We start from the raw sequence: 22,563 nt of genomic DNA on the forward strand, positions 1-22,563 counted from the left end.
GAAAGCTTCGAGGCATGGCGGACTTGTTCTATGTAGGTGCCTACTGGGGGCCGCGCACCGAGTCGGCCGCTGAGTGCGCCGATCGGCTGGCTAGTTGCTTGGGCCAGATTGGTGCAGTGCACCCTGCCCTGGCTACCTGGTTTCGTAAGGGCAAGAGCAAGTCCGCCGCCTCCGGCAAGCCCGTGGCGACGAACGGTGAGGCTCTGAAGGAACTGCTGATCGGCGGTCGCAATCGGACGGATGTTGGCGGCGACGTCATTGATGAACTCGGCTTCAATGTTGCGCTCTGGAACAAGAACGCCGTGCCGATTTCATTTAGCACCACGTGCGGGGCAAGTCCAGCGATGACGTCCATCATGAATTACTTCACGTTGGAGTTGCCTGCGCCCTCGGACGCTTCGGCCGAGCTGTACGATCCGGCGGTTGCCCGTGCTGTTTTCTGGGCAGTAGTCGAATCGTGGAACCCTCGTTGGGCGACGTTTGCAAGCTATTCGATGCGAGCAACTCAGGCCGGCACCCCAGGGCGCCCGGTTGGTGGCTGGATGACGTACATTTCAGGGGTTGCCAGCACGTCGGCCGTCGAAAATTCGGAGGTCTCTGTCGAACGGTTCTCGAATGGAGCCGTCTTGACGGCCGGAGCTGATCCTCTGCATGTGTCGGATGCGCAGCTTGCGGCTGTTACTGATTTCATCTCTGTTGCAGGCTAACCGGCCCAGTTCCGTCGAGTGACCTGAGCGCCGGCCCGGGACTGATTCTGGTCCCGGGCCGGCGTCTTATGCGTTGATTGACTCGGCTTCTGGCAGACCGGGGCATCAACGGGTCCGGGATACCGCGACTTCCGGGAAGCCGAGTCGATCAGGGCGCCTGGGTGCGTCACCCGTCCGGTGGAGGCCATCGGTTCCGCCCGTTCTCACGTTCGCCCTGCTCCTACGCTTCGCCGGAGGCAGGCGCGGCCGGGCGTCGGCCACTGTCGACACTGGCGGAGGGCCGATGGCGTTGGGGCGTACACCTCGGGTTGTGGTTGCGGCGGTGGCCGGCGGGCTGTTCGCCCTTGGCGTGGTCGCGCCCGGTCCGGCCGCCGCGCCGCTGCCCCGCGCGGCCCGCGCGGACGGCGACGTGGCCCCCGTGCCGCGCGAGCCGCGCCCGCCGCTGCTCCCCGCCGACTTCCGCGGCACCGGCCGGTACGTCGTGCGCGACCTCGGCATCGACGTGCCGTTCAGCTGGCAGGGCCGGGACGGCAACAGCCAGATGATCGCCGGCGGCCCGGAGTACCCGATCTGGTTCACGAACCTGATCTACGAGAACACGCTCTACACGCTCACCTACAAGTGGCCGAACATCCCGCTGTTCCCGCCGCGTGCGTGCAGCAAGGTGCCGGGGTTCTTCAACCGGCAGATTTTCAACGACAAGCTGAAGACGTCGCGATACGTCGGCCCGGAGATTCTCCAGGGTGCGAAGGACCGGCACGTGGACCACTGGCGGGTGGGGGTGGTCGGGGGCTCGACCGTGCCGGGGGAGTTCTTCCGGTTCCCGCTCGCCCTCGGCGACATCTACGTCGACCAGCGCGACCCGAGCCGATGGGTGCAGGTGTTGCAGTTCGGGCTGCAGAACCTCTTCGACCCCGAGCTGGACGAGTGGTTCACCCTGGACACCTTCGACCACCGTCCCGGCGAGGTCACCCTCCCCGACCGCTGCCCACCCCCCACGCCCTGACCCCACCCTGCCCAGCCCCGGCCCCCGATCGGCTTGGTGATCAAGAGGTTCGCGTCATCGATCGGACGAAATCTGACGCAAACCTCTTGATCACCACAGGAAGCCGGTCGTGGGGCGCTACAGGGCGAACAGGAGGGCGGCGGAAAGGAGGACGACCATGGCGGTGGCGAAGTGGATGCCGAACGCTACGGCCTTCGTGCCGCCGTTGCGCAGGACGATGAGCGTGTCGCCCAGCGGGACGAGCGCGACGACCAGCATGAACCACGCGACCGCGTCGGCCGTCGTGAAGGCGATCAGCGCGAGGCCGATCAGCCCGAAGGTGAGGTCCTTCAGCCCTTTGACCGTCAGGTAGGCGGTGTCGCCCGGCCGGGCCGGTACGCCGTATCCGGCGGCTGCGGCCTGCGGCACCAGCAGGAATCGCAATCCGATGAAGGCGACGAAGAGGCTGAGGACGACGGCGAGCCCGTAGGCCAGGGGTGACAACATGATCCGCTCCAATTGCTAGCGACGCTAGGTATATGAGCGACGCTAGCAGAGCATCGGCAGAATCCCTAGCGATGCTAGGATGACGTCATGTCGACGCAAGCACGCCGGGAGCGTGAACGGGCAGAACGGGAACGCGCCATCGTCGCCGCGGCCCGGGAGTTAGCCCTGGCGGAGGGCTGGGACGCGGTGACCACCCGGCGGCTCGCCGCCGAGATCGAATACAGCCAGCCCGTCCTCTACAGCCACTTCAAGGGCAAGGACGCGATCATGGCGGCGGTCGCCGTCGAAGGCTTCGCCGAACTGGCCACCGCGCTGGCCTCGGCCCGTGCCTCGGCGGCCGACGCCCGGCAGGCCGTCGCCGACGTCGCGGCGGCGTACACCACCTTCGCCGAGCGGCGACCCGCCCTCTACGACGCGATGTTCACCCTCGCCGTCGACCTGCCGTTCGCCACCCAGGGCGTCCCGACCGACCTGGCCCGGGGCTTCGCCGAACTGGCCGAGGCGGTGCGCCCCGCGGCCGGTGACGACGACCTGGAGGCGGTCACCGAGACATTCTGGAGCGGGCTGCACGGACTGGTCACGCTGATGCGTAGCGGCCGGCTCCGCCGCGCCGACCACGACCGGCGGCTCGCGGTGCTGGTGGCCCGCTTCTCCCAGTGATCCGGCGGAAGTCGTCGCTCGCCACCCGCAACCGGCCGAGCCCGACCACGCCGTCGTCCACACGGCCCGATGTGGTCGACGCGTGCCGGATGAGCGCCGAAATCGTTGCGTCGCAACGGCGATCGTCGGCTGGATGACGGGTCGCAGACCACCCGAATCGACTAGCTGAAAGTTCGCTGTACCCCGATATGCTCTGGCCCCTCGATGGCGATGTACGCCATCGTCTACGGGGGAGGGGCATCGTCGTGCGCGCACGAAGATTGCTGGCCGGGTCACTCGGCATAGTGCTCGGTGCGGGTCTGGTCAGCGTGACCGCCGCACCTGCTCAGGCTTACCAGCAGTGGGACGTCAGCAAGTCCAGTTGGGCCTACACGGATTCCCAACTGCCGAAGAAGTCGTTCGTCGACCAGTCCGGGGACGCGCCGATCGGCGCGTGGACCGATGGGGACGGCAAGAAGCACAAGTCCCGTTCCTACTTCAGCTTCGACATCTCACGCTTCAGCGGCACCGTCGTCCACAAGGCGGATCTGGTCATCGCCGAGAGGTCGGCGGCCGACTGCGCCTCGGCGCAGCCGGTCGAGCTGTGGCGCACCGATGCGATCACGGCCACCACGAGCTGGGATTCGGCGCCGCGTCGACGCGAACTGCTCGGCACCGTCCAGGCCGGCGGCGAATCGACCTGCCCCGGTTACCTGGCCTGGGACATCGCGCCCGCCCTACAGAAGTTGGCGAAGCAGGGCGCGGCGACCCTCACCGTCGAGATCCGGGTGCCGCACGGTTACGAGGGCGACCTCTCCCACGGCCGTAAGCTCCGGCCGTTCCCAGCGGTCCGCACCGAGACCAACCACGCGCCGACGGTGACGCAGATCGGACTCGAGTTCCCGTCGTGGGCCTGCGGCACGAAGGCCAAACCGCAGCCCGTGGGGGCGCGCAACTACACCCTCATGGTCCGGGGCGAGGAGGCGGACCCCTACGACTATGACTACCAGGGACAGTTCGCCGCCTGGCCGGTCGGCCATGAGGACCAGCGCTCCGAGCTGTCCGGATCGAGCTACTCGGGCGCCCTCTCCAAGGCCACCTGGGACATGGGGCAGTACCCGCACGGCACCGTTGTCCAGTGGACCGCACGCGCCTACGACGGTCACGACTACTCCTCCTGGGCGAAGCCGTGCTTCGTGAAGGTGGACGGCGAGCGGCCGGCCAAGCCCCTGGTCAGTTCCGTCACCTACCCGGACGACGGTGTGCCGCACGGCGGCTCGGGCGTGCCGGGCACGTTCACCTTCAAGGCGAACGGGTCACCCGACGTGGTGGGCTACTACTGGGGGCGTTTCGGCGAGACGTACAACTACATCGCCGCCCCGAAGCCGGGCGCGGACGTCACCCTCGAATACACGCCCACCTCGTTCGTCGAGTACCTGAGCGTGCGCAGCGTGGACAGCGCCTCCAACTCCTCCGAAGTGGTCGAGTACGACTTCTTCGTCAAGTCCACGGCACCCGGTGTGCGGGTGACCATGGGCGGTGTCGGTCTGCCGAGCGAACTGGCGATCTCGACCAACGTCGAGGGGGTCACCGAGTTCGGTTACCGCGTCGGCGACGGGGCGGAGGTCCGGGTGCCGGCCGACGCCGACGGCACCACTGTCGTCCCGGTGGTGTTCACCCAGACCGGTCTCGTCCGGGTCCAGGTGCGCAGCTACGTCGGCACCGAGATGGTCGGCGCATACACCGAGAACGTGCAGGTCCGTGACACCCCGGTCGTGGAGTCGGCCGACTTCGCCTTCCCGGACCACGACGGTGTGGTGGACCGCCCGGGTAGCTTCACCTTCCGTCCCGGCCGGACCGGGGTGGTGGCGTACGAGTACGCGTTCCTCTACGACGAGTTCCAGCGCGTCGACGCGGCGGCGGACGGCACCGCGGTGCTGCGTTGGACGCCCACCGAGCCGAACTGGTACACGCTGAACGTGCGCAGCATCAGCGCCGACGGCACCGTCTCGGACGCCGAGCAGTACCAGTTCAACGTCATCGACACCAAGCCGATCGTCTCCTCCAGCACCTACTACGAGTACGGCGCGTGGGGCGGCGTGGGCATCCCCGGCGAGTTCAACTTCGACACCGCGATGCCGGACGTGGACGCCTACGTCTACCGGCTCAACGACGGCCCCGAGCAGACCGTCGACCCGGAGTACAGCTGGGGGCGGGCGACGATCACCCCCGAGCACTCCGGCAGCAACACGCTGACCGTACGCACGCGCTTCCTCGACGGATCGTTCTCGCCGCCGCGGACCTACACGTTCGACGTCAGTGACGCCCCCGTGGTGACGTCCAGCGAATACCCGGAGAACGGCGACGGCGGCCAGCCCGGCCAGCCAGGTCGCTTCACCTTCAATCCGGGCCGCTCGGACGTGGTGGAGTACCGCTACGTGCTGGAGTACAGCGGCGAGGAGCAGGTGGTGGCCGCCGGACCGGACGGCAGGGCGACCATCGAGATCGCGCCCGTGCACGCCGGCTACACCCTGCTGACGGTCACCAGCCGGGCAGCGGACGGCACGGCCAGCGCCGAACGGCGGTACTACTTCCGGGTACGCGATCCGCGGGTGAACGTGAGCAGCGCGTACGACGAGTACACCCCGCGTGGCGGTATCGGCGCGGTCGGCAGGTTCGGTGTCTACACCGAGATCGACGAGGTGACGACCTTCGAGTACCAGCTCAACGGCGGCGCCTGGCAGAGCGTGCCGAAGACGCCCGAGTCGCTGGTCACCGACATCCTGGTGACGATGGACCGCAACGGCGCGAACGTCTTCTCGGTGCGGGGTCGCACCGAGGCGGGCGAATACACGCCGCAGACGGACTACCCGTTCCTGGTCGGCACCGCACCGCGGGTGTCGTCGACCACCTACCCGGAGAGCCAGTGGTCCGGTGGCGTCGGCGAGCCGGGCGACTTCACCTTCACCCAGGGCAGCCCGGGCGTGGTGGAGTTCGAGTACACGGTCGACAACGGGGAGCCGGCGACGGTGGCGGCGAACGCCGCCGGGGTCGCCACCGTCACCTACACGCCCACCTCGACCAGTTCGCAGACCATGAGGGTGCGCGGGCGTACGGCCGACGGGGTGTGGTCCGACCCGACCAACTACTACTTCCTGGTCGACTTCTCCTGATCCGGCCCTGACGCGGTGGGTCGCCCCGGGCGGGGCGACCCACCGCGCTCAGTCGAAGGACGGCAGGGACGGGCCGAGCACGTCGTCCGCGTCCACGATCGTGTACGCGTACCCCTGCTCGGCGAGGAAGCGCTGCCGGTGCGCCGCGTACTCGGTGTCGATCGTGTCCCGGGAGACCACGGTGTAGAAGTGCGCCTGCCGGCCGTCGGCCTTCGGACGCAGCACCCGACCCAGCCGCTGGGCCTCCTCCTGGCGCGAGCCGAACGTGCCCGACACCTGGATCGCCACCGCCGCCTCGGGCAGGTCGATGGAGAAGTTCCCGACCTTGGAGATCACCAGCGTCCGTAGCTCACCGGTGCGGAACGCGTCGAACAGCCGCTCGCGCTCCTTGTTCGTGGTGGAGCCCTGCACGATCGGGGCGTCCAGGTACTCGCCGATCTGGTGCAACTGGTCGATGTACGCGCCGATCACCAGCACCTGGTCGTTGGGATGCCGGTCGACCAGGGCCTTGACCACGGGCAGCTTGGTGCGCGCGGTCGCCGCCATCCGGTAGCGCTCCTCGGCCTCCGCCGTCGCGTACGACATCCGCTCCGCGTCGGTGAGCGTCACCCGCACCTCGACACACTCCGCCGGGGCGATCCAGCCCTGCGACTCGATGTCCTTCCACGGGGCGTCGTACCGCTTCGGCCCGATCAGGCTGAACACGTCGCCCTCGCGGCCGTCCTCGCGTACCAGAGTGGCCGTCAGGCCCAGCCGGCGGCGGGCCTGGAGGTCCGCCGTGAAGCGGAAGATCGGCGCGGGCAGCAGGTGCACCTCGTCGTAGACGACCAGGCCCCAGTCGCGGGCGCCGAACAGGTCCAGGTGAGTGAACGCGCCGCCCTTTCGGGAGGTGAGCACCTGGTACGTGGCGATGGTGACCGGGCGGATCTCCTTGCGCTCGCCCGAGTACTCGCCGATCTCCTCCTCGGTCAGCGACGTGCGGGCGATCAGCTCGCGCTTCCACTGCCGGCCGGCGACGGTGTTGGTGACCAGGATCAGCGTCGTCGCCTTCGCCTCGGCCATCGCCGCCGCGCCGACCAGGGTCTTGCCCGCGCCGCAGGGCAGCACGACAACGCCCGACCCGCCGGCCCAGAACGCCTCGACGGCCTCCCGCTGGTACGACCGCAGCGTCCACGGCTTGCGTCCGTCCTTGCCGGCCTCGGCCAGCTCGATCGGGTGCGCCTCGCCGTCGACGTAGCCGGCCAGGTCCTCCGCCGGCCAGCCCAGCTTGAGCAGCGCCTGCTTGAGCCGGCCGCGCTCGGACGGGTGCACCCGGATCGTGTCGTCGTCGATCTTGTCGCCGAGCATGCCGGCGAGCTTCTTGCTCTTGGCCACCTCGATCAGCACCAGGCGGTCGAGCGCCCGCAGCACCAGGCCGTGCGCCGGGTCGTTGGCGAGCTGGAGCCGGCCGTACCGGTCCATCGTCTCGGCCACGTCCACCAGCAGCGCGTGCGGCACCGGGTAGCGCGAGTACTTGAGCAGCGAATCGACCACGCCCTCGGCGTCGTGACCCGCCGCGCGGGCGTTCCACAGCCCGAGCGGGGTCAGCCGGTACGTGTGCACGTGCTCCGGGGACCGTTCCAACTCGGCGAAGGGCGCGATCGCCATCCGGCAGGCCTGCGCGTCGGGGTGGTCGATCTCCAGCAGCAGCGTCTTGTCCGACTGCACGATCAGGGGTCCACCACTCACGCCAGCGTCCTCTCCTCGGTTGGCGTCGGGCCGCGGCTCCTTCACCCGCCGCAGGCCGACCATCCAGTGTTGCACGGCGGAGAACGTCGAAAGAAAGATGCTCACCGGATGCAACCAGGACGGCACTTACGAACGTCTAGGAAAGGGACGACTGTCCAGGGGAGGTGCCATGCGGCGTGTCCGGCGCACTTCCCGGCTGTTTGCCCTGGTGGTGGTCGTGCTGGTCGGCACCGGCGCGTGCACGTTCGATCCGCAGTCCGGCGGGAGTGGTGGCGGGGGAGCCGCCCCGGTCGCGGCGGCGGAGCAGGCATCGGGGGCGAGCGGCACGTCCGGGCCGGCCGAGCACGGCCGGCCCGCACCGGCGTCGCCCGCCCCACGCTCGGTGGCACCACCGCCGAAGAAGACCACGCCGAAGCCGAAGCCCACGTCGACCCCGACCACCGTCGCCGGCTGCCCGCAGGGCCAGCACCAGCGCGCCGTGGAGACGTACCTCGCCCGCCTCGGCGGGTTCGGGGCCGTCACGGTCGACGGGCGGCAGTCCGCCGCCGACTGCGCCGCCATCAAGAAGTTCCAGAAGAGGTACGGCATTCGCCCCGTCGAGGGACGCGCCGGACCGACCACCCTCGACGTGGCCCGGCGCCTCGCCACCACCGACACGGCCCGCTGCGAGGCCGGCACCGGCACCACGTTCTGCGTGGACCTGACCCGGCAGACCGTCTGGGCGATGCGGGGCGGCAAGGTGGTCATGGCGCCGACCGTGACCCGTACCGGAATGTCCGGCTACCGCACCCCCTCCGGCACCTACACGGTCAACTACCGCAACCCGAAGGAGTGGTCCGACCCGTACGAGGTGTGGCTGCCCTACTGGCAGCACTTCACCCAGGGCATGGGCTTCCACGAGACCACCACCTACCTGCACGACAAGTCGATCGGCTCGCACGGCTGCGTCAACCTCCTGCACACCGACGCCGTCCGGATGTGGGAGCTGGGGAAGGTCGGCACCCGGGTCGTACTGGTCGGTCGCCGCCCCGGCACCTGAGCGACACGCCCCCATTTCCGGGTTTTATCCCCTGTCACACCTGTCGTAGGAGTGTCACGCTGGGAGTCCAGGGCCGGACCGGGCGGGGAGGCTGGGTATGACGGTCGACCGTGAAGTGGCCGCGCAGTACGAGCAGGCGCCGCCCGACGAGGTGTCCCGCGCGACCGTGTTCGCGTACGCCTTCGCGGCGGCGCTGCTCTTCGGGTGGTTCCTCTTCGGGTGGTTGGTGCTCCGCCAGGGCTTCGTCGACTCGGTCGGCGAGGCGGCCGGGGCCGGCTTCGCCCTCCTGCTGCTCGTCTCGGTGGTCGGCACCGTACGGCGCAGCCGCCGCTGACCGACCGCGGGAGGAACGGAGCTGCCTCAGTCCGCCAGCACCGCCGCCGTGATCCGGTGCAGTGCGAAGGTGTGCAGCATCTCCGTCCGCTCGTCCTCGGCGCGCAGGTAGCCGGCCCCGATCGAAACCGGCTTCACCAGCCGCGACGCGGTCGCCCCGTGGGCGTCCACGTACCCGACCCAGACCAGCGCCCGGTCCCGTACCGCCTGTTGGAGCACTGCCAGCGCCTCGCTGTGCGTGTGCGCGGGCACCGGGCCACCGCCCAGCCCCGCAGCCCCACCTCGGACCACCGCCGGGGCGCGACGGGCCGCCCGCGCTGCCGCCTCACCCCGCCGGATGTGCTCCACCACCCCGAGCAGCCGGGGCATCGGCAGCTTCGGGGTGGCCAGCGGGTCCAGCGTCCTGGTGGTCACCGCCACCCGCGCCGGAGCGCGCCGGACCCGCGGCCGGGTCAGCATCGTGCTGCCCGTGCCGTCCTCCTGCACCGGCGCGTACCCGGCTTCGCGCAGCGTGACGAGCATCCGGTTGACCTGGTACGGGGTGGTCAACACCGTCGGCGCCAGCCGGCGCAGCGTCAACGACTCCAGCCGCCGGTCGGCCAGCACCTCGGTGAGCAGCGCCTCGTCGTCGCTGCGCAGGTACGCCCCGGCCGACCCGGCCCGCAGCCCGCCGTGCTTACGAGCCACGTCGTCCACCAGGTAGCTGAGTCCCTGCGGCACGGGGGTACGCGACCGTCGACGGAACAACTCGTGCAGGTCGTCGGCCGTGTAACCGGCGTCCAACGCCCGCCGGACGCTCGCCGTGGTGACCCGGTGCACACTCGCCCCGCCGGCCGACTCGAGTTCGGTCGTCGCCTCCAACTCGGCGACGAGCGCCGGTTCGGGCGGCCCGGGCACCACCACGGTCAGGTCGGCCTGCACCAGGAAGTAATCGACCGGGGCGGGCAGCAGCGCGTCCAACGCCCGCGCCGCACCGGATGGATCGCCACTCTCGGTGTCCGCGTGCAGGCCCAGCGGGTCGCCGTCGGAGTCGTCGGCCGACGTCAGCTCACCCAACAACAACCGCCCGTACGAGGTGAGCGCCCCCAGCCCGGTCATGCCGAGCTGCGCCGCCTCGGCCAGCACCTCCCGGTGGGCGGCCTCCCGACCCCGGCTGCGCCGTGGCGTCCGCCAGTCCAGCAGGGCCTGCAACTCCTCCGGGGTGGGCGCGGTCGCCGGCTCCAGGTCGGCGAGCACCGCGAGCACCGCCCGGCGGGTGGCCGGCGCGCCGGCCCGCTCGGCCTCCGCGGAGAGCGCGGTGATCGGCCGGTCCCGGTCGTCACGCCGCCCGACCAACCCGACCTGCCGGGTCATGGTCATCCAGGCGCGGGCCAGGTGCTCCCACCGCTGGGCCAGCGATCCGGCCCGCCACACCTCGTACCCGCCGGTCGGCAGCACCTGCTGGTCCGCCCCGTACCGACCGGTGGCCGAACCGGGCAGCTCCATCTCACCGGCGAGCCCCGCCGCGTACGCCACCTCCAGCAGCAGCGCGGTGGTCGGCTCGTCCAGGCCGCCGGTACGTGCCAGTCGGCGCAGGTCGCGGACACCGATGCCACCCGAGCGCAGCACCGGGGCGGGCTCGGCGGCAAGCTGTTCCAGCAGTCCCTCGGTGTGCCGGACCACCTCCATCGTCTGCCCCGCGCCGGCCGAGTCGACCGCCTTGGGCTCGCGGGGAGCGGCAGCCACCGACGGCGGACCGGTCTGCAACGGCCCGAGCGGACCGCTGTCGCGCCGCAGCAGGAGGCCGACCTCGCGGGGCAGCTCGACGGTGCCGCCGGCCGTCGCCGAGCCGGCTGACACGGTCACCAGCAGCCGGTTGTCGACCAGCCAGCGCACCGGTGAGCCGGTGGGCGCGCCACCGTTCGTCGGGTCGGCGAGGGCGGCGTCCTGCGCGCCGATCGCCGGCGCCTGCAACGCGCCCGGGGGCACGCTGCCGACCGGCGGCCCGGCCGCCAGCCGGTCCAGGATCGCCCGGGCCGACGGGGGCGCGGCGAGCAGCGTCCGGCGCAGCTTCGCCGGGTCCGCGCAGAGAGCCGCCGCGCGAACGTCCAGGTCCGCCGCGGGTCGACCAAGTCCAGCGGGGTACGGGGAGACCTCGTCGACGGCGGCTGCCACGTGCATGGCGTGCTCGGGGCCGTACAGCAGGAACAGCGCTCTCAGCCGGCCCACGGCGGCCCGGACGGCGGTCGGCGCCGGCGGGTGCGGCCCGGCGGTCGCCATGGCGAGAATCGCGTCGGTGGCGGTCGTGCCCTCGTCCGGGTGCCGGGTGAGGCGGCCGGCGTCCAGGATGAGCAGGGTGAACTGGTCCAGCCCGTCCAGGGCGCGGGCCACCGACACCCGGGACTGGGCGCGGATGGCAAGAGCGGAGATGTCGGCCGGCACGGGCACGACGAGGTCGGGCCGCAGTTGCAGGAGTGCGGCCAGTGACTCGTCGGGCAGCGACCGCAGGTGGTCGGCGAGTGAGGTGGTCATCGTCTTTCCACGCTAGCCCGGGGTGGGCCGGTCGCGCCCCTCGGACGTACGGCCGGTCCACGGTCGCCGGGTACGTTTCTGGGCATGTCCGCACTGACCGTCGGGTTCGATCTCGACATGACCCTGGTCGACTCCCGTCCCGGCATCGCCGCGGCCTACCGGGCGCTGACCGCGAGGACGGGCGTTCCGGTGGACGCCGACCTGGCGGTGTCCCGCCTCGGCCCGCCGCTGCGCACCGAGATCGCGCACTGGTTCCCGCCGGAGCAGGTCGAATCGGCCGTCCTGCTCTACCGCGAGCTGTACCCGGCGTACGCGATCACTCCGACGGTCCCGATGCCCGGCGCGCGGGAGGCCATCGACGCGATCCGCGCCCGGGGTGGAAGGGTGCTGGTCGTCACCTCGAAGATCGCCCGCCTGGCCCGGCTGCACCTGGACCATCTCGGCCTGGTGGTGGACGAGCTGGCCGGTGACCTCTTCGCCGAGCAGAAGGCGACCGCCCTGCGGGAGTACGGCGCGACCCACTACGTGGGCGATCATGTCGCGGACATGGTGGCGGCGGGGGTCGCCGGGGTACCCGGAATCGCCGTGGTGACCGGCCCGTGCTCCCCGGATGAGCTGCGCAACGCGGGCGCGAGCGTCGTGCTGGACGATCTCACCGGATTCCCAGCGGCGCTGGACGGCATGATCCAGCTAGCCTTGGAGCAGTAGCGGCTCAAGTGAAGCAGGGGTTTTCAGGTGCCTACGGGTCGAGTGAAGTGGTACGACACGGCCAAGGGATACGGCTTCGTCACCAGCGACGAGGGCGGTGACGTGTTCCTGCCCAAGGGCGCGTTGCCGGCGGGCGTCACCGACCTCAAGGGTGGTCAGCGGGTCGACTTCAGCGTGGTGGACAGTCGTCGCGGCGCGCAGGCCATGGGCGTGAAACTGCTGGACGCGCCGCCGTCGATGGCGGAGCTGCGGCGCCGGCCGGCCGAGGAGTTGCACGGCCTCGTCGAAGACATGATCAAGGTGCTGGAGGCGAAGGTTCAGCCGGACCTGCGCCGGGGCCGGTACCCGGACAAGAAGACCGCGCAGAAGATCGCTCAGCTGGTCCACGCGGTCGCGCGCGAGCTGGAGGTCTGAGGGACCAGCCCGGCGGTGGCGGCGCGGTCGAGGAGCGCCGTCACCGCGGCGAAGCCGGCCTCGCCCAGGTCGGCCGTGAACTCGTTGACGTAGAGGCCGATGTGCCGGTCCACCACGTCGAGTTCCATCTCCTGGGCGTGCGCGAGGACGTACTCACGGCTGACGGTCGGATCCGCCCAGGCCTGCCGGACCGACTCGCGGATCCAGCCGGCGGCGGCCTCCGGGTCGACCGCTCCGCGACGGGCCAGGATCGCGCCGAGGGGAATGGGCAGGCCGGTGTCGGCCTCCCACCACTCGCCGAGGTCGACGAGTGCGGTCAGGCCGTGCCGGTAATAGGTGAACCGGGCCTCGTGGATGACCAGGCCCGCGTCGTAGCGGCCGGCTGCGACGCCCGGCATGATCTCGTGGAACGGCACCACCTCGATCCGGGCCGGCGGCCGTCCGGCCGACCAGAGCCGGAAAAGCAGGTACGCCGTTGTCCGGTCGCCCGGCACCGCCACCGTGGCGCCGGTCAGGTCGGCGCGGTCCGGGTCGCCGTCGTGGTCGCCCCGGGTGAGCACCAGCGGCCCGCACCCGCGACCGAGCGCGCCGCCGCAGGGCAGCAGGTGGTAGTCGTCGAGCAGCCAGGGCAGCGCCGCGTAGCTCACCTTCACCAGGTCGAAGGCGCCCCGCTCAGCCGCCGTGTTGGTGACGTCCACGTCGGCGTACGTCACCTCGACCGGCGGCGCGCCGGGCACCCGCCCGTGCACCAGGGCGTCGAACACGAACGTGTCGTTGGGGCAGGGCGAAATAGCCAGGGAGAGCGCCACGCCCCTCACGTTAGCCCCGCGTCCACCCCGGGACCTGTGCCCACCCTCGCACTGTGATCCGCGACGTCCCGGGCGGTCACCGTCAGGACGGTGGTCGGTGGGGCGGTGGGGCGGTGGGGCGGTGGTCGGCGGGGCGGTGGTCGGCTGGGCAGTCGTTGGCTGGGCGGCTGTTGGCTGGGCGAACCGTCGTCCGGGGGCGACGCCCGCTTCGGTGGGCGGAGGGGCAGGCCGGTCGACCGGGCACCTACTTCGGGCATCCTTTGGAGCTGATGTCGTGAACGAATCGCCTGAGTGGATCTCGCAACCACACCTGGGGTGGGTGTGTGTTGATGTCGCAGACGATTCAGCTCCAAAGGGCCCGTGCAGAGGTCGTCGTCCACCGCGCGGGAGGGTTTTCCACAGGGTTGTCCACAGCCGCCGGCCGGCTGTTGATAGCTCGCCGCGCACTCGGGACCATCGGCCTGTGACCGATGCGAGTGACCCCGCCGAAGCCGACGCCGACGCCGACGAAGCCTGCGGAGCGACGAATCTGGGTCGTGCCCTACGAGCCCTGCGCCGTCAGGCCGATCTCAGTCAGCGGCAGCTCGCCGCGAGATCGGGAGTACCCCAGCCGACGCTCGCGCGGATCGAGTCCGGGAGGGCGACCGACCCCCGATTCCGGACGGTGGAGCGTCTCGTCAAGGCGGCGGGTGGACAGGTGGTCCTGGGCACACCGGCGGGGGATGTCAGCGAACCGGCGTCGGTGCCACACGACGACATGCGGGACGAGGCGGGACGTCGGTACCCGGCACATCTGGACGTGTGGCCGGTGTACGAGCCCCGGGACTGGCCCGGCGCCTGGTGGGCGGAGTGGTACCGGTTGCCGCCGAAACGGTATCCACTACCACTGCCACCGGCCGCCTACGAGCTGAACCGGCGTTACCGCGACAACCGTCGGTGGGGCGCGGAGGTTCAACGGACGGTCCGGCTACGCCGGGTCGTCGGCGGCGATGTGCCAGCCACCTGCTGGCGGTACGTGGCAGAGCTTCCCGATGGCGCGCTGGTCGGTGAGCTGCGCGCTCACGAGCGGAGCCCGCATCTCGAGTACGGACAGCGGTACCCCGGCATGCCGAAGCGGGAGGTGGTGCTCGACGGTGTCCTCGTCGAGGCACGACATCGGCGGTTGGGGCTCGGGCGTCGCCTGGTGATGGCGCTGGTCAACGATATGCGGGCCGTGGGGATCGACGACGCTGTCGCGGTGGCGGAGGGCTTTGGCATTGATCTGCTGCTCGCGTGCGGTTTCGAGGTCGAGGCCCGCCGGCCGTTCGCACTCCGTCTGAGTCCCCAGCGAAGATCCGCCGGCTGACGTCGCACGAGAAGGCGCAGCGTCGCAGCGCGGGCAAGCGCAGCGCCGGGTCAGCGCAGCGCCGGGGGGTCAGCGCAGCGCCGTAGCCGCCTTCGTCAGGGCGGTGAGCGCTTCGCGCAGTCGCCACGCGTCACGGTCGCGCGGACCGATGGGGTTGGAGATGGTGCGCAGCTCCACGAAGGGCACTGCGGCCTGTGCGGCGGCGACGGCCACCCCGTACCCCTCCATGGCCTCGGCCACCGCCTCCGGGTGCCGCCGGCGCAGTTCGTCGGTGCCGGCCGCGGTGCCGGTGACGGTGCTGACCGTGAGCACCGGGCCGATCGTGGCGGCGGGCAGGGCGGCCCGCAGCGAGGCCAGCAAGGTGGGGTCCGCCGGGACGACGCTGCCTCCGCCGAGCAGCGCGGGCGGCATGCCCAACTCCTCGATGCCGATGAAGCCGTCCGGTGAGTCGGCACCCAGGTCGGCGGCGATGCTCGCGGTGCCGAGCACGGTGTCGCCGACGGCCGCGCGTCCGGTGAAGCCGCCGGCCACGCCGGCGCTGACCACCCCACGGTACGGGCGACCGGCCGCCTCGGCCAGAGCCAGCAGACGTGCGGTGGCGGCCCCCGCGACGGCCGGGCCCACCCCGACCGGGGCGATCGTGACGGCCTCGGCGGTCAGTCCGGCGCGGACCGCGTCCGCCTCGGCCGGAACCGCGGTCACCACCAGCAGACCGGTCACGAGAGCGAGCCGGGGGACTCGCGGCGGGTTTCATCGTCCGCGCCCCCACCCGGGCCGCCGACCGACGACGAGGGTCGGTAGATGTGGTAGCCCGGTGGCGCGAGTCCCGCCTCGTCGTGCCGCTGCGATGTGGCCTGAGGGGGCGCCGGCGAGGTGGGCGCGATGTTTTCCCGCTCGACGTTCTCGGGCTCCACCGTCGGCTCGTCCTCGGTCAGCTCGTCGTCACCCAGCGGTCGGCCGACCAGCTTCTCGTTGCGCAGACGGGCAGCGACCAGCACACCGCGTACGGCGGCCACGATGCCGACCCCGGCGGCGACCGCGATGCCGGTCCGGCCGGCGAACGGCACCAGCCCGAGTCCGCCGCCGGCGACGAAGGCGAGCATGAGCACCGTTTCGGAGTGCGCGAAGGAGCTGGCCCGCAGCCGCTCCGGGATGCGCTCCTGGATCGAGGCGTCCACGGCGAGTTTGGCCACTCCGCTGACCAGCGCGGTGACCAGGCAGAGCAGGGCCACCATCAGCAGCGAGAACTGGATGACGGCGAGCACCGCCACCCCCGCCACGATGATCATGCTGCTGGACTGGATGGCGGTCGGCCGATGGATGCGCAAGCGGGTGCCGACGGCGGTCGCCAGGAAGCTGCCGACGGCCAGGGCGCCGCCGACCAACCCCAGCGCCCACTCGGCGCCCAGGTCCCGCCCGAACACCCCGGTGGTCAGGTCGCCCTTCTTGATGGCGAAGGCGAGGAAGAGCAGCAGGAAGCCGTACACGGCACGCAGGGTCGCGGCGCCGATCAGGGTGGCGATCACCAGCCGTCCGGCAGGTCGGCCCCGGCCCAGCGGTCGGTCCTGGCGGCGGCCCAGGGCGCGCAGCGCGCGGGGGACGCGCTCGGGTGGCTCCGAGTCCGCCTTCGGAGGCAGCCGCAGCGAGATCACCATGCCGATCAGGAAGATCACCGACGCGACGCGCAGCGGCCACTGCGGCCCGAACCAGAAGGCGGCCAACCCGATCGGGGCCACCAACGCTCCCGCCACCGTGCCGTACACGCTGGCCCGGGCACCCACCTGGGAGAGCCCCAGCCCCTCCGGCAACAGCCGGGGTACCGCCGCCGAGCGGGCCACGCCGTAGGCGCGCGACAGCGCGAGCACACCGAACGCGGCCGGATAGAGCCCGAAGCCGTGGATGTAGTCGGAGATCAGCCAGGCCAGGAACGCCCGGCCGAGCATGGTGGCGGCCAGCGCGTACCGCCGACCGTGCCGGAAGTGGTCCAGCAGCGGCCCCACCACGGGTGCGAGCATCGCGAACGGGACCATCGTCACCAGCAGGTACAGCGCGACCTTGCTGCGGGCCTCACCCAGAGGCACGTTGAAGAAGATCGTCCCGGCCAGGCCGATGGCGATCAGAGTGTCGCCGGCACAGGAGACGGCGTGCAGATCGAACAGCCGGACCATGCCGACCTCACCGCCCGCGCCCCGCGCCCGGGCATGACCGGCCCGGCGGGTCACCCAGCGGCCGCTGCCCACCGAACCACGCAGGAGCAGACGGATGGCCCGAATGCCGGTGCCGACGGTCCGCCCGAGGAGGGATCGCCCGGAGTGGGAGTACGGCGGCATGTGCACCATCCTCGCCCATCCGACGCAGGTGTGCCGCATCAGTCGCGGCGAAAGGTTCCCCGGGAGTCCCTGTCACCCCTGCGGGGAGCATGGGGAACAATGGTGAGGTGACCAGGCCCGCCTCCACCCGTGCCGCCCGTCTCGACCAGGTCTGCGCCGCCGCCGTCGAGGTGGCCCGCGCTGGCATCACCGAGGTGGACGCCGACGACGTCGGCGACCACCTCCAGGTCGTGGCCGAGGGTGAACGGCTGGTCACCCACTACTTCGAGTGCCGCCTCGCCGGCTACCGCGGATGGCGGTGGGCGGTCACCGTCACCCGCGTCCCGCGCAGCCGTACGGTGACCATCTGCGAGACGGTGCTGCTGCCCGGCCCGGACGCGCTGCTCGCGCCCGGCTGGCTGCCCTGGCAGGAGCGGCTCAAGCCCGGCGACCTCGGCCCGGGTGACCTGCTGCCGACCGCTCCGGAAGACGAGCGGCTGGCCCCCGGCTACCTGCTCTCCGACGATCCGGCGGTCGAGGAGACGGCCTGGGAGTTGGGTCTCGGTCGGGCCCGGGTGCTCTCCCGGGAGGGTCGGGCCGACGCGGCGCAGCGCTGGTACGACGGTGACCACGGCCCGGACGCGGCCATCTCCACCGCCGCCCCGGCCGCCGCCCGCTGCGGCACCTGCGGCTTCTACCTCCCGTTGGCCGGGGCGATGCGGCAGGCGTTCGGCGCGTGCGGCAACTTCTACGCACCCGATGACGGCCGGGTGGTCAGCGCCGACCATGGCTGCGGCGCGCACTCCGAGACGCTGATCGAGGCCGCCGAGACCGCGGTCGAGGACCTTCCGACGGTGTACGACGACAGCGCGGTGGAGGCCATGTCGGTCAGCCGTGCGCCGGGTTCGGTCGAGGCGGGGGAGCCGGCGGAGCCGTACGGGCACCCCTGAGGGGTTCGTACCGGCGGCGCGCCGGTGTGCTCAGCTCGCCCGGCGACGACGTCGGTTGGCGTCGTGACGCAGCATGACGGCGAGGCCGGGGAAGCCCCACAGGAAGCCGGCCAGGCAGGTCCAGAGCCAGTTCTCGTGGTGGTGCTCGGTGAGCCAGCCCCGGAAGAACACCAGCAGCACCAGTCCGACGACCGCCCACGCGATCAGACCGGCGACGGCGAACGGCACCATCGGCGGGTCCAGCGGCGCGGGGCGCGGTGGCTGGTCGTTCGGCATTGGGCCAGCGTACGCGATCCACTTCCCCTGCCCGCCAGCGATCTGGGACGATGCGCGCGACAACCGGAAGATCACCTGTGAGGTCCTCATGGCAGTAGCGCCGCCCGGGAACGACACACCTCCCAATCCCGCCCAACCGCGTAACGGCTTCGACCGGTTCTTCGAGATCTCCGCCCGTGGCTCGACGGTGAGCCGTGAGGTACGAGGTGGCCTGGCGACCTTCTTCACGATGGCGTACATCGTCGTGCTCAACCCGCTGATCCTCGGCGGCGCCGTCGACGGTGACAACAAGACGCTCCCGATTCCGGCACTGGCCGCCGCGACCGCGCTGGTCGCCGGCCTGATGACCATCCTGATGGGCGTCGTGGGCCGGTTCCCGTTGGCGCTCGCCGCCGGTCTGGGCGTCAACGCCCTGGTGGCGTACGAGATCGCTCCCGAGATGACCTGGGCCGACGCGATGGGCCTCGTGGTGATCGAAGGTGTGATCATCGCGGTGCTGGTGCTGACCGGACTGCGTACCGCGGTGTTCCGGTCGGTGCCCACGCAGATGAAGACGGCGATCGGCGTCGGCATCGGCCTCTTCCTGACCATTATCGGCCTGGTGGACGCCGGCTTCGTCCGGCGGCTCCCGGACGCCGCCAACACCACCGTCCCGGTCGGCCTGGGCGTCGGCGGCAAGCTGGTGAGCTGGCCGCTGCTGGTCTTCGTGGTGGGCCTGCTGCTCACGCTGGTACTGGTGGTCCGTCGGGTGCGGGGCGCGATCCTGATCGGCATCCTCGCGTCCACCGTGCTGGCGGTGATCGTGGAGGCGATCGGCAACATCGGCCCGTCGTTCGTCGACGGCAAGCCCAACCCGAAGGGCTGGGCACTGAACGTGCCGGAGCTGCCCAAGACGGTCGTCGACGTGCCGGACCTGTCGCTGCTCGGCAAGTTCAACGTGCTCGACTCGTGGGGCCGGGCCGGCTGGGTCGTCGTCCTGATGTTCATCTTCACGCTGCTCATCACGGACTTCTTCGACACGATGGGCACGATGGTGGCGGTCGGCCAGGAGGGTGGCCTGCTCGACGAGAAGGGCACCCCGCCGAAGGCCAAGGAGATCCTGCTCGTCGACTCGATCGCGGCGGCGGCCGGCGGTGCGGCCAGCACGTCGAGCAACACGTCGTACATCGAGAGTGCTGCCGGTGTCGCGGAGGGTGCCCGGACCGGCGTGGCCAACCTGGTCACCGGCGCCCTCTTCCTGCTGGCGATGTTCCTGGCGCCGCTGGTGGTGATCGTGCCGTTCGAGGCGGCATCGACGGCGCTGGTGGTGGTCGGTTTCCTGATGATGACCGCGGTACGGACGATCGACTGGTCGGACTACGAGATCGCCATCCCCGCGTTCCTCACCATCGTGCTGATGCCGTTCACCTACTCGATCTCGAATGGGATCGGCGCCGGTCTGATCACCTTCGTGGTGGTCAAGCTGGCCCGCGGTAAGGCCCGGGAGATCCACCCGCTGCTGTACGGGGTGGCCGCCCTCTTCGTGCTGTACTTCCTGCGCGGGCCCATCGAGTCGCTGGTGCTCTGACAGGCGTCGTCCGGGCGGGGGTCGAGGGTGATTCCCCGCCCGGAACAGCACAAACATCCTCGTGAGCCTGGTCATAACGGATGTCGTTAGCCAGGCTCATTAGTTAAGCTAACTAACGTGACGGAGCGGACGGTGACGGCGGAACGCGTGCCACCGGCGCAGCTGGCTCCCCAGTTGCGAGATGCGATCACCCGACTCAACCGGCGGGTCCGACGGGCCCGGCCGGTCGGCGACCTCACGGTCACCCAGGTCTCCGCGCTCACCAGCCTGCGGCTGGCGGGCGGGATGACACCCCGGGAACTGGCCGAGATCGAACGGGTGCAGCCACCGACGATGACCAAGATCGTCGCGAAGTTGGAGGACCGTGGCCTCGTGCGGCGGACCCCCCACCCGACCGACGGCCGACAGGTCATCCTCGCGGCGACCGAAGGAGGGCAGGCCGTGCTCGACCAGTTCGAGCGGGCCCGCGACGAATGGCTGGCCCACCGGCTGGCCGCGCTCGACGAGGACCAACGGGAGACCCTGCACAGGGCCGCCGAGATTCTCCAGCAGCTCGCTCGCGCCTGAGCCCGCGCCCGCGCCACCGGGCCGTGCCGTCACCTGTCGATGACGCGTACGTCCTTGAGGAGGCGCACCGAGAGTGCAGGCGAAGCTGAGCACGATGTTCCAGTCCCTACAGGTCCGCAACTACCGCCTTTTCGCATCCGGGCAACTGATCAAACTGATCGGCGTCTGGATGATGTTCATCGCCCAGGACTGGCTCGTCCTCGAGCTCTCCGACAACTCGGCCACCGCGCTCGGCGTGGTCACCGCCTGTCAGTTCACGCCGGTGCTGCTGCTCACCCTCTTCTCCGGCCGCCTCGCCGACCGGTACGACAAGCGGTTCCTGCTGTTCGCCGCCAACGCCTTCTGGAGCGTGCTGGCGCTCGTCATGTCGCTGCTGGTCCTCACCGACCTGGTACAGCTCTGGCACGTCTTCGCCTTCGCCGCGCTGCTCGGCACGGCCAACGCCGTGGAGACGCCGGTCCGCCAGGCGTTCGTCTCCGAGCTGGTCGGCACCCCGCTGCTGCCCAACGCGCTGTCGCTGAACGCCGCCGTGTTCAACTCCGCCCGGATCGTCGGTCCGGCAGTCGCCGGTCTGGCGATCGCCGCCTTCGACGTGGGGCCGGTCTTCCTGTTCACCGCCGTCAGCTCCATCGCGCCGCTGGTCAACGTCGTACGGATGCGGACCGCCGACCTACAGCGCGACGCGCTCCCACCCCGCGACGAGCGGGCGTCCGCCAAGGTCGTCGACGGGCTGCGGTACGTGTGGCGGCGGCCGGACCTGCTGCTGCCGATGGCGGTGATGTCGGTGATCGGCATGTCGCTGTTCAACTTCCAGCTCACCCTGGCCGCGCTGGCCAAGACGGTGTTCAACACCGGTGCCGCCTCCTTCGGCCTGTTCAGCACCGCTCTCGCCGTCGGCGCGTTGGGCGGCGCGCTCAGCGGTACCGGCCGGCGGAGCCGCCCGTCGGTGTGGCTGGTGCTCGGCGCCGCGATCGGCTGTGCCAGCTTCGGCACTCTGGTCGGCTTCGCGTCGACGTACTGGCTGGTCGTGGCGCTGCTGGTGCCCACGGGCTTCTTCATGGTCTTCTTCGCCCAGGCCGCGAACCAGCGTGTCCAGCTCGGCGTGGACGCCGCGTTCCGGGGACGGGTGATGGCCCTGTGGGTGCTGGTGTTCCTGGGTACCAACCCGGTCGGCGCGCCGCTGATCGGCTGGGTGGCCGAGCGCTTCGGCGCCGGCGCGAGCATCTGGATGGGCGGGCTGATCTCGCTGGCCACCGCGTTGATCGCGCTCACCTGGCAACTGCGCCGCTCCGGTGCGCGACTGCGCTTCCGCGTGCTGCCCATGCCCCGCTTCTACGTCACCTCCACCGACTGCTGACCCGTACGCTCGGGGCCCCCGCCGACCCGGCTCGGGGGCCCGAGGGCGAGTCCCGATCGACGGATAGCGCGGATGCGGCCAAATCGCTGGCGAGGCGGCACGACGGGGCTTAGCGTCGATATGTGGGAGTCGGACGCGCGCTGATGCTAGCCCTGGCGTTCCTCGCCGTGGCCAGCATCCCGGCGGTGTTCGCCCTGCTCTTCTGCTACGACGAGATTCTCGACCGGGTGGTCTGCGGCTGGGCCGAGTGGCGTGAGCGTCGGCGGGAGCGACGTACGATCGCCCGCCTCGACCGGGCCGTCGAAGCCGACGCGCTGACCCGCGACATCGACCTCAGCGAGTTCGACCGCGCCGACCGTCGTCCCCTGGAACAGCTCGCCGCCGACCTGCGCCGCCTCGGCGGTCAGCGACTCGGCGGCATCGGCCGGCCGATGGTCTGGCACGGCGCGGTGGTCCAGGCGTACGACGACCGGCTCCGGCTGGCCTGCCGTGCCCTCGGCATCACCGAGCACCTGGCCGAGCTGACCGGCGTCGACCAGGAGATCGAGCGGGTACGCGTCGAGGGCGTGCTGCACGCCGCCGGCCTGGCCCTGCCGGCTGCCCGAGCCGGACACCGGCAACGGCACCGCTGAACGGCTC

21 protein-coding genes are annotated in these 22,563 nt (G+C 71.0%); 14 read left to right on the plus strand and 7 right to left on the minus strand.

What is annotated here, in order from left to right; genetic code table 11:
• Positions 1 to 14 precede the first annotated feature (14 nt).
• Together ACTFTM_RS03455 and ACTFTM_RS03460 are read left to right on the plus strand one after the other, a co-directional pair.
• Positions 15 to 707: an Imm52 family immunity protein gene (locus ACTFTM_RS03455; RefSeq protein ID WP_449564416.1), complete on the plus strand. Its 693-nt coding sequence runs from the start codon at positions 15 to 17 to the stop codon at positions 705 to 707.
• Positions 708 to 1,017: 310 nt separating this feature from the next.
• Complete coding sequence (locus tag ACTFTM_RS03460; RefSeq protein WP_449564417.1) at positions 1,018 to 1,713, plus strand: hypothetical protein; 696 nt, start codon at positions 1,018 to 1,020, stop codon at positions 1,711 to 1,713.
• A 117-nt stretch (positions 1,714 to 1,830) separates the two neighbouring features.
• Here ACTFTM_RS03460 and ACTFTM_RS03465 read toward each other — a convergent pair whose 3' ends face one another.
• Positions 1,831 to 2,199: a DUF4267 domain-containing protein gene (locus ACTFTM_RS03465; protein ID WP_449564418.1), complete on the minus strand. Its 369-nt coding sequence runs from the start codon at positions 2,197 to 2,199 to the stop codon at positions 1,831 to 1,833.
• Between the two features lie 87 nt (positions 2,200 to 2,286).
• Here ACTFTM_RS03465 and ACTFTM_RS03470 point away from each other — a divergent pair, with 87 nt between their 5' ends.
• Positions 2,287 to 2,859, plus strand: coding sequence for a TetR/AcrR family transcriptional regulator (locus ACTFTM_RS03470; protein ID WP_449564419.1), 573 nt, complete (start codon positions 2,287 to 2,289; stop codon positions 2,857 to 2,859).
• 245 nt (positions 2,860 to 3,104) lie between these two features.
• Positions 3,105 to 6,011, plus strand: a complete 2,907-nt coding sequence (locus ACTFTM_RS03475) for a hypothetical protein (RefSeq protein ID WP_449564420.1) — start codon at positions 3,105 to 3,107, stop codon at positions 6,009 to 6,011.
• A 48-nt stretch (positions 6,012 to 6,059) separates the two neighbouring features.
• Here the strand turns inward: ACTFTM_RS03475 and ACTFTM_RS03480 are convergent, their stop codons facing one another.
• The gene (locus ACTFTM_RS03480) at positions 6,060 to 7,739 is read right to left on the minus strand and encodes a DNA repair helicase XPB (RefSeq protein WP_449564421.1); all 1,680 of its coding nucleotides are present in this window, start codon (positions 7,737 to 7,739) and stop codon (positions 6,060 to 6,062) included.
• Positions 7,740 to 7,908: 169 nt separating this feature from the next.
• Between ACTFTM_RS03480 and ACTFTM_RS03485 the strand changes: the two genes are divergently transcribed.
• The gene (locus tag ACTFTM_RS03485) at positions 7,909 to 8,778 is read left to right on the plus strand and encodes a L,D-transpeptidase family protein (RefSeq protein ID WP_449564422.1); all 870 of its coding nucleotides are present in this window, start codon (positions 7,909 to 7,911) and stop codon (positions 8,776 to 8,778) included.
• 97 nt (positions 8,779 to 8,875) lie between these two features.
• The gene (locus ACTFTM_RS03490) at positions 8,876 to 9,112 is read left to right on the plus strand and encodes a hypothetical protein (RefSeq protein WP_449564423.1); all 237 of its coding nucleotides are present in this window, start codon (positions 8,876 to 8,878) and stop codon (positions 9,110 to 9,112) included.
• Between the two features lie 26 nt (positions 9,113 to 9,138).
• Here the strand turns inward: ACTFTM_RS03490 and ACTFTM_RS03495 are convergent, their stop codons facing one another.
• Positions 9,139 to 11,622, minus strand: coding sequence for a helicase-associated domain-containing protein (locus ACTFTM_RS03495; RefSeq protein WP_449564424.1), 2,484 nt, complete (start codon positions 11,620 to 11,622; stop codon positions 9,139 to 9,141).
• Positions 11,623 to 11,706: 84 nt separating this feature from the next.
• Here ACTFTM_RS03495 and ACTFTM_RS03500 point away from each other — a divergent pair, with 84 nt between their 5' ends.
• Together ACTFTM_RS03500 and ACTFTM_RS03505 are read left to right on the plus strand one after the other, a co-directional pair.
• A complete protein-coding gene (locus ACTFTM_RS03500; RefSeq protein WP_449564425.1) occupies positions 11,707 to 12,330 on the plus strand; it encodes an HAD family hydrolase in 624 nt (207 codons plus the stop codon).
• A gap of 27 nt (positions 12,331 to 12,357) precedes the next feature.
• Positions 12,358 to 12,744, plus strand: a complete 387-nt coding sequence (locus tag ACTFTM_RS03505; protein WP_088986676.1) for a cold-shock protein — start codon at positions 12,358 to 12,360, stop codon at positions 12,742 to 12,744.
• Here ACTFTM_RS03505 and ACTFTM_RS03510 read toward each other — a convergent pair.
• A complete protein-coding gene (locus tag ACTFTM_RS03510) occupies positions 12,705 to 13,553 on the minus strand; it encodes a 1,4-dihydroxy-6-naphthoate synthase (RefSeq protein WP_449564426.1) in 849 nt (282 codons plus the stop codon). The two genes, ACTFTM_RS03505 and ACTFTM_RS03510, sit on opposite strands and share 40 nt — an antisense overlap.
• A gap of 463 nt (positions 13,554 to 14,016) precedes the next feature.
• Here ACTFTM_RS03510 and ACTFTM_RS03515 point away from each other — a divergent pair, with 463 nt between their 5' ends.
• Positions 14,017 to 14,898, plus strand: a complete 882-nt coding sequence (locus tag ACTFTM_RS03515) for a helix-turn-helix domain-containing protein (RefSeq protein WP_449564427.1) — start codon at positions 14,017 to 14,019, stop codon at positions 14,896 to 14,898.
• Between the two features lie 69 nt (positions 14,899 to 14,967).
• On the opposite strand, the gene ACTFTM_RS03520 is transcribed toward ACTFTM_RS03515, so the two are convergent.
• Together ACTFTM_RS03520 and ACTFTM_RS03525 are read right to left on the minus strand one after the other, a co-directional pair.
• Positions 14,968 to 15,618, minus strand: a complete 651-nt coding sequence (locus tag ACTFTM_RS03520) for a futalosine hydrolase (protein ID WP_449564428.1) — start codon at positions 15,616 to 15,618, stop codon at positions 14,968 to 14,970.
• A complete protein-coding gene (locus ACTFTM_RS03525; RefSeq protein WP_449564429.1) occupies positions 15,615 to 17,228 on the minus strand; it encodes an MFS transporter in 1,614 nt (537 codons plus the stop codon). The genes ACTFTM_RS03520 and ACTFTM_RS03525 overlap by 4 nt, the downstream gene beginning before the upstream one ends.
• A gap of 89 nt (positions 17,229 to 17,317) precedes the next feature.
• On the opposite strand from ACTFTM_RS03525, the gene ACTFTM_RS03530 reads away from it, so the two are divergent.
• Positions 17,318 to 18,157 carry a DUF3027 domain-containing protein gene (locus ACTFTM_RS03530; RefSeq protein ID WP_449564430.1) on the plus strand — a complete coding sequence of 280 codons (840 nt, stop codon included), beginning with the start codon at positions 17,318 to 17,320 and terminating at the stop codon, positions 18,155 to 18,157.
• Between the two features lie 30 nt (positions 18,158 to 18,187).
• On the opposite strand, the gene ACTFTM_RS03535 is transcribed toward ACTFTM_RS03530, so the two are convergent.
• The gene (locus tag ACTFTM_RS03535; protein ID WP_433536734.1) at positions 18,188 to 18,433 is read right to left on the minus strand and encodes a DUF2530 domain-containing protein; all 246 of its coding nucleotides are present in this window, start codon (positions 18,431 to 18,433) and stop codon (positions 18,188 to 18,190) included.
• Positions 18,434 to 18,521: 88 nt separating this feature from the next.
• On the opposite strand from ACTFTM_RS03535, the gene ACTFTM_RS03540 reads away from it, so the two are divergent.
• The 4 genes from ACTFTM_RS03540 (at position 18,522) to ACTFTM_RS03555 (ending at position 22,556) form a co-directional block, all read left to right on the plus strand.
• Positions 18,522 to 20,000, plus strand: coding sequence for an NCS2 family permease (locus ACTFTM_RS03540; RefSeq protein WP_449564431.1), 1,479 nt, complete (start codon positions 18,522 to 18,524; stop codon positions 19,998 to 20,000).
• A gap of 117 nt (positions 20,001 to 20,117) precedes the next feature.
• Complete coding sequence (locus ACTFTM_RS03545; RefSeq protein ID WP_396800347.1) at positions 20,118 to 20,567, plus strand: MarR family winged helix-turn-helix transcriptional regulator; 450 nt, start codon at positions 20,118 to 20,120, stop codon at positions 20,565 to 20,567.
• A 73-nt stretch (positions 20,568 to 20,640) separates the two neighbouring features.
• The gene (locus tag ACTFTM_RS03550; protein WP_449564432.1) at positions 20,641 to 21,924 is read left to right on the plus strand and encodes an MFS transporter; all 1,284 of its coding nucleotides are present in this window, start codon (positions 20,641 to 20,643) and stop codon (positions 21,922 to 21,924) included.
• 122 nt (positions 21,925 to 22,046) lie between these two features.
• Positions 22,047 to 22,556 carry a hypothetical protein gene (locus tag ACTFTM_RS03555; RefSeq protein ID WP_449564433.1) on the plus strand — a complete coding sequence of 170 codons (510 nt, stop codon included), beginning with the start codon at positions 22,047 to 22,049 and terminating at the stop codon, positions 22,554 to 22,556.
• Positions 22,557 to 22,563 lie beyond the last annotated feature (7 nt).

Source organism: Micromonospora sp. RB23 (genome assembly GCF_053585025.1).

Coding starts and splice junctions, on each gene's coding strand:
- ACTFTM_RS03455 (WP_449564416.1), top strand. CDS start 15: ATGGCGGACTTGTTCTATGTAGGTGCCTACTGGGGGCCGCGCACCGAG.
- ACTFTM_RS03465 (WP_449564418.1), bottom strand. CDS start 2,199: ATGTTGTCACCCCTGGCCTACGGGCTCGCCGTCGTCCTCAGCCTCTTC.
- ACTFTM_RS03470 (WP_449564419.1), top strand. CDS start 2,287: ATGTCGACGCAAGCACGCCGGGAGCGTGAACGGGCAGAACGGGAACGC.
- ACTFTM_RS03485 (WP_449564422.1), top strand. CDS start 7,909: ATGCGGCGTGTCCGGCGCACTTCCCGGCTGTTTGCCCTGGTGGTGGTC.
- ACTFTM_RS03490 (WP_449564423.1), top strand. CDS start 8,876: ATGACGGTCGACCGTGAAGTGGCCGCGCAGTACGAGCAGGCGCCGCCC.
- ACTFTM_RS03495 (WP_449564424.1), bottom strand. CDS start 11,622: ATGACCACCTCACTCGCCGACCACCTGCGGTCGCTGCCCGACGAGTCA.
- ACTFTM_RS03500 (WP_449564425.1), top strand. CDS start 11,707: ATGTCCGCACTGACCGTCGGGTTCGATCTCGACATGACCCTGGTCGAC.
- ACTFTM_RS03525 (WP_449564429.1), bottom strand. CDS start 17,228: ATGCCGCCGTACTCCCACTCCGGGCGATCCCTCCTCGGGCGGACCGTC.
- ACTFTM_RS03530 (WP_449564430.1), top strand. CDS start 17,318: ATGGGGAACAATGGTGAGGTGACCAGGCCCGCCTCCACCCGTGCCGCC.
- ACTFTM_RS03535 (WP_433536734.1), bottom strand. CDS start 18,433: ATGCCGAACGACCAGCCACCGCGCCCCGCGCCGCTGGACCCGCCGATG.
- ACTFTM_RS03540 (WP_449564431.1), top strand. CDS start 18,522: ATGGCAGTAGCGCCGCCCGGGAACGACACACCTCCCAATCCCGCCCAA.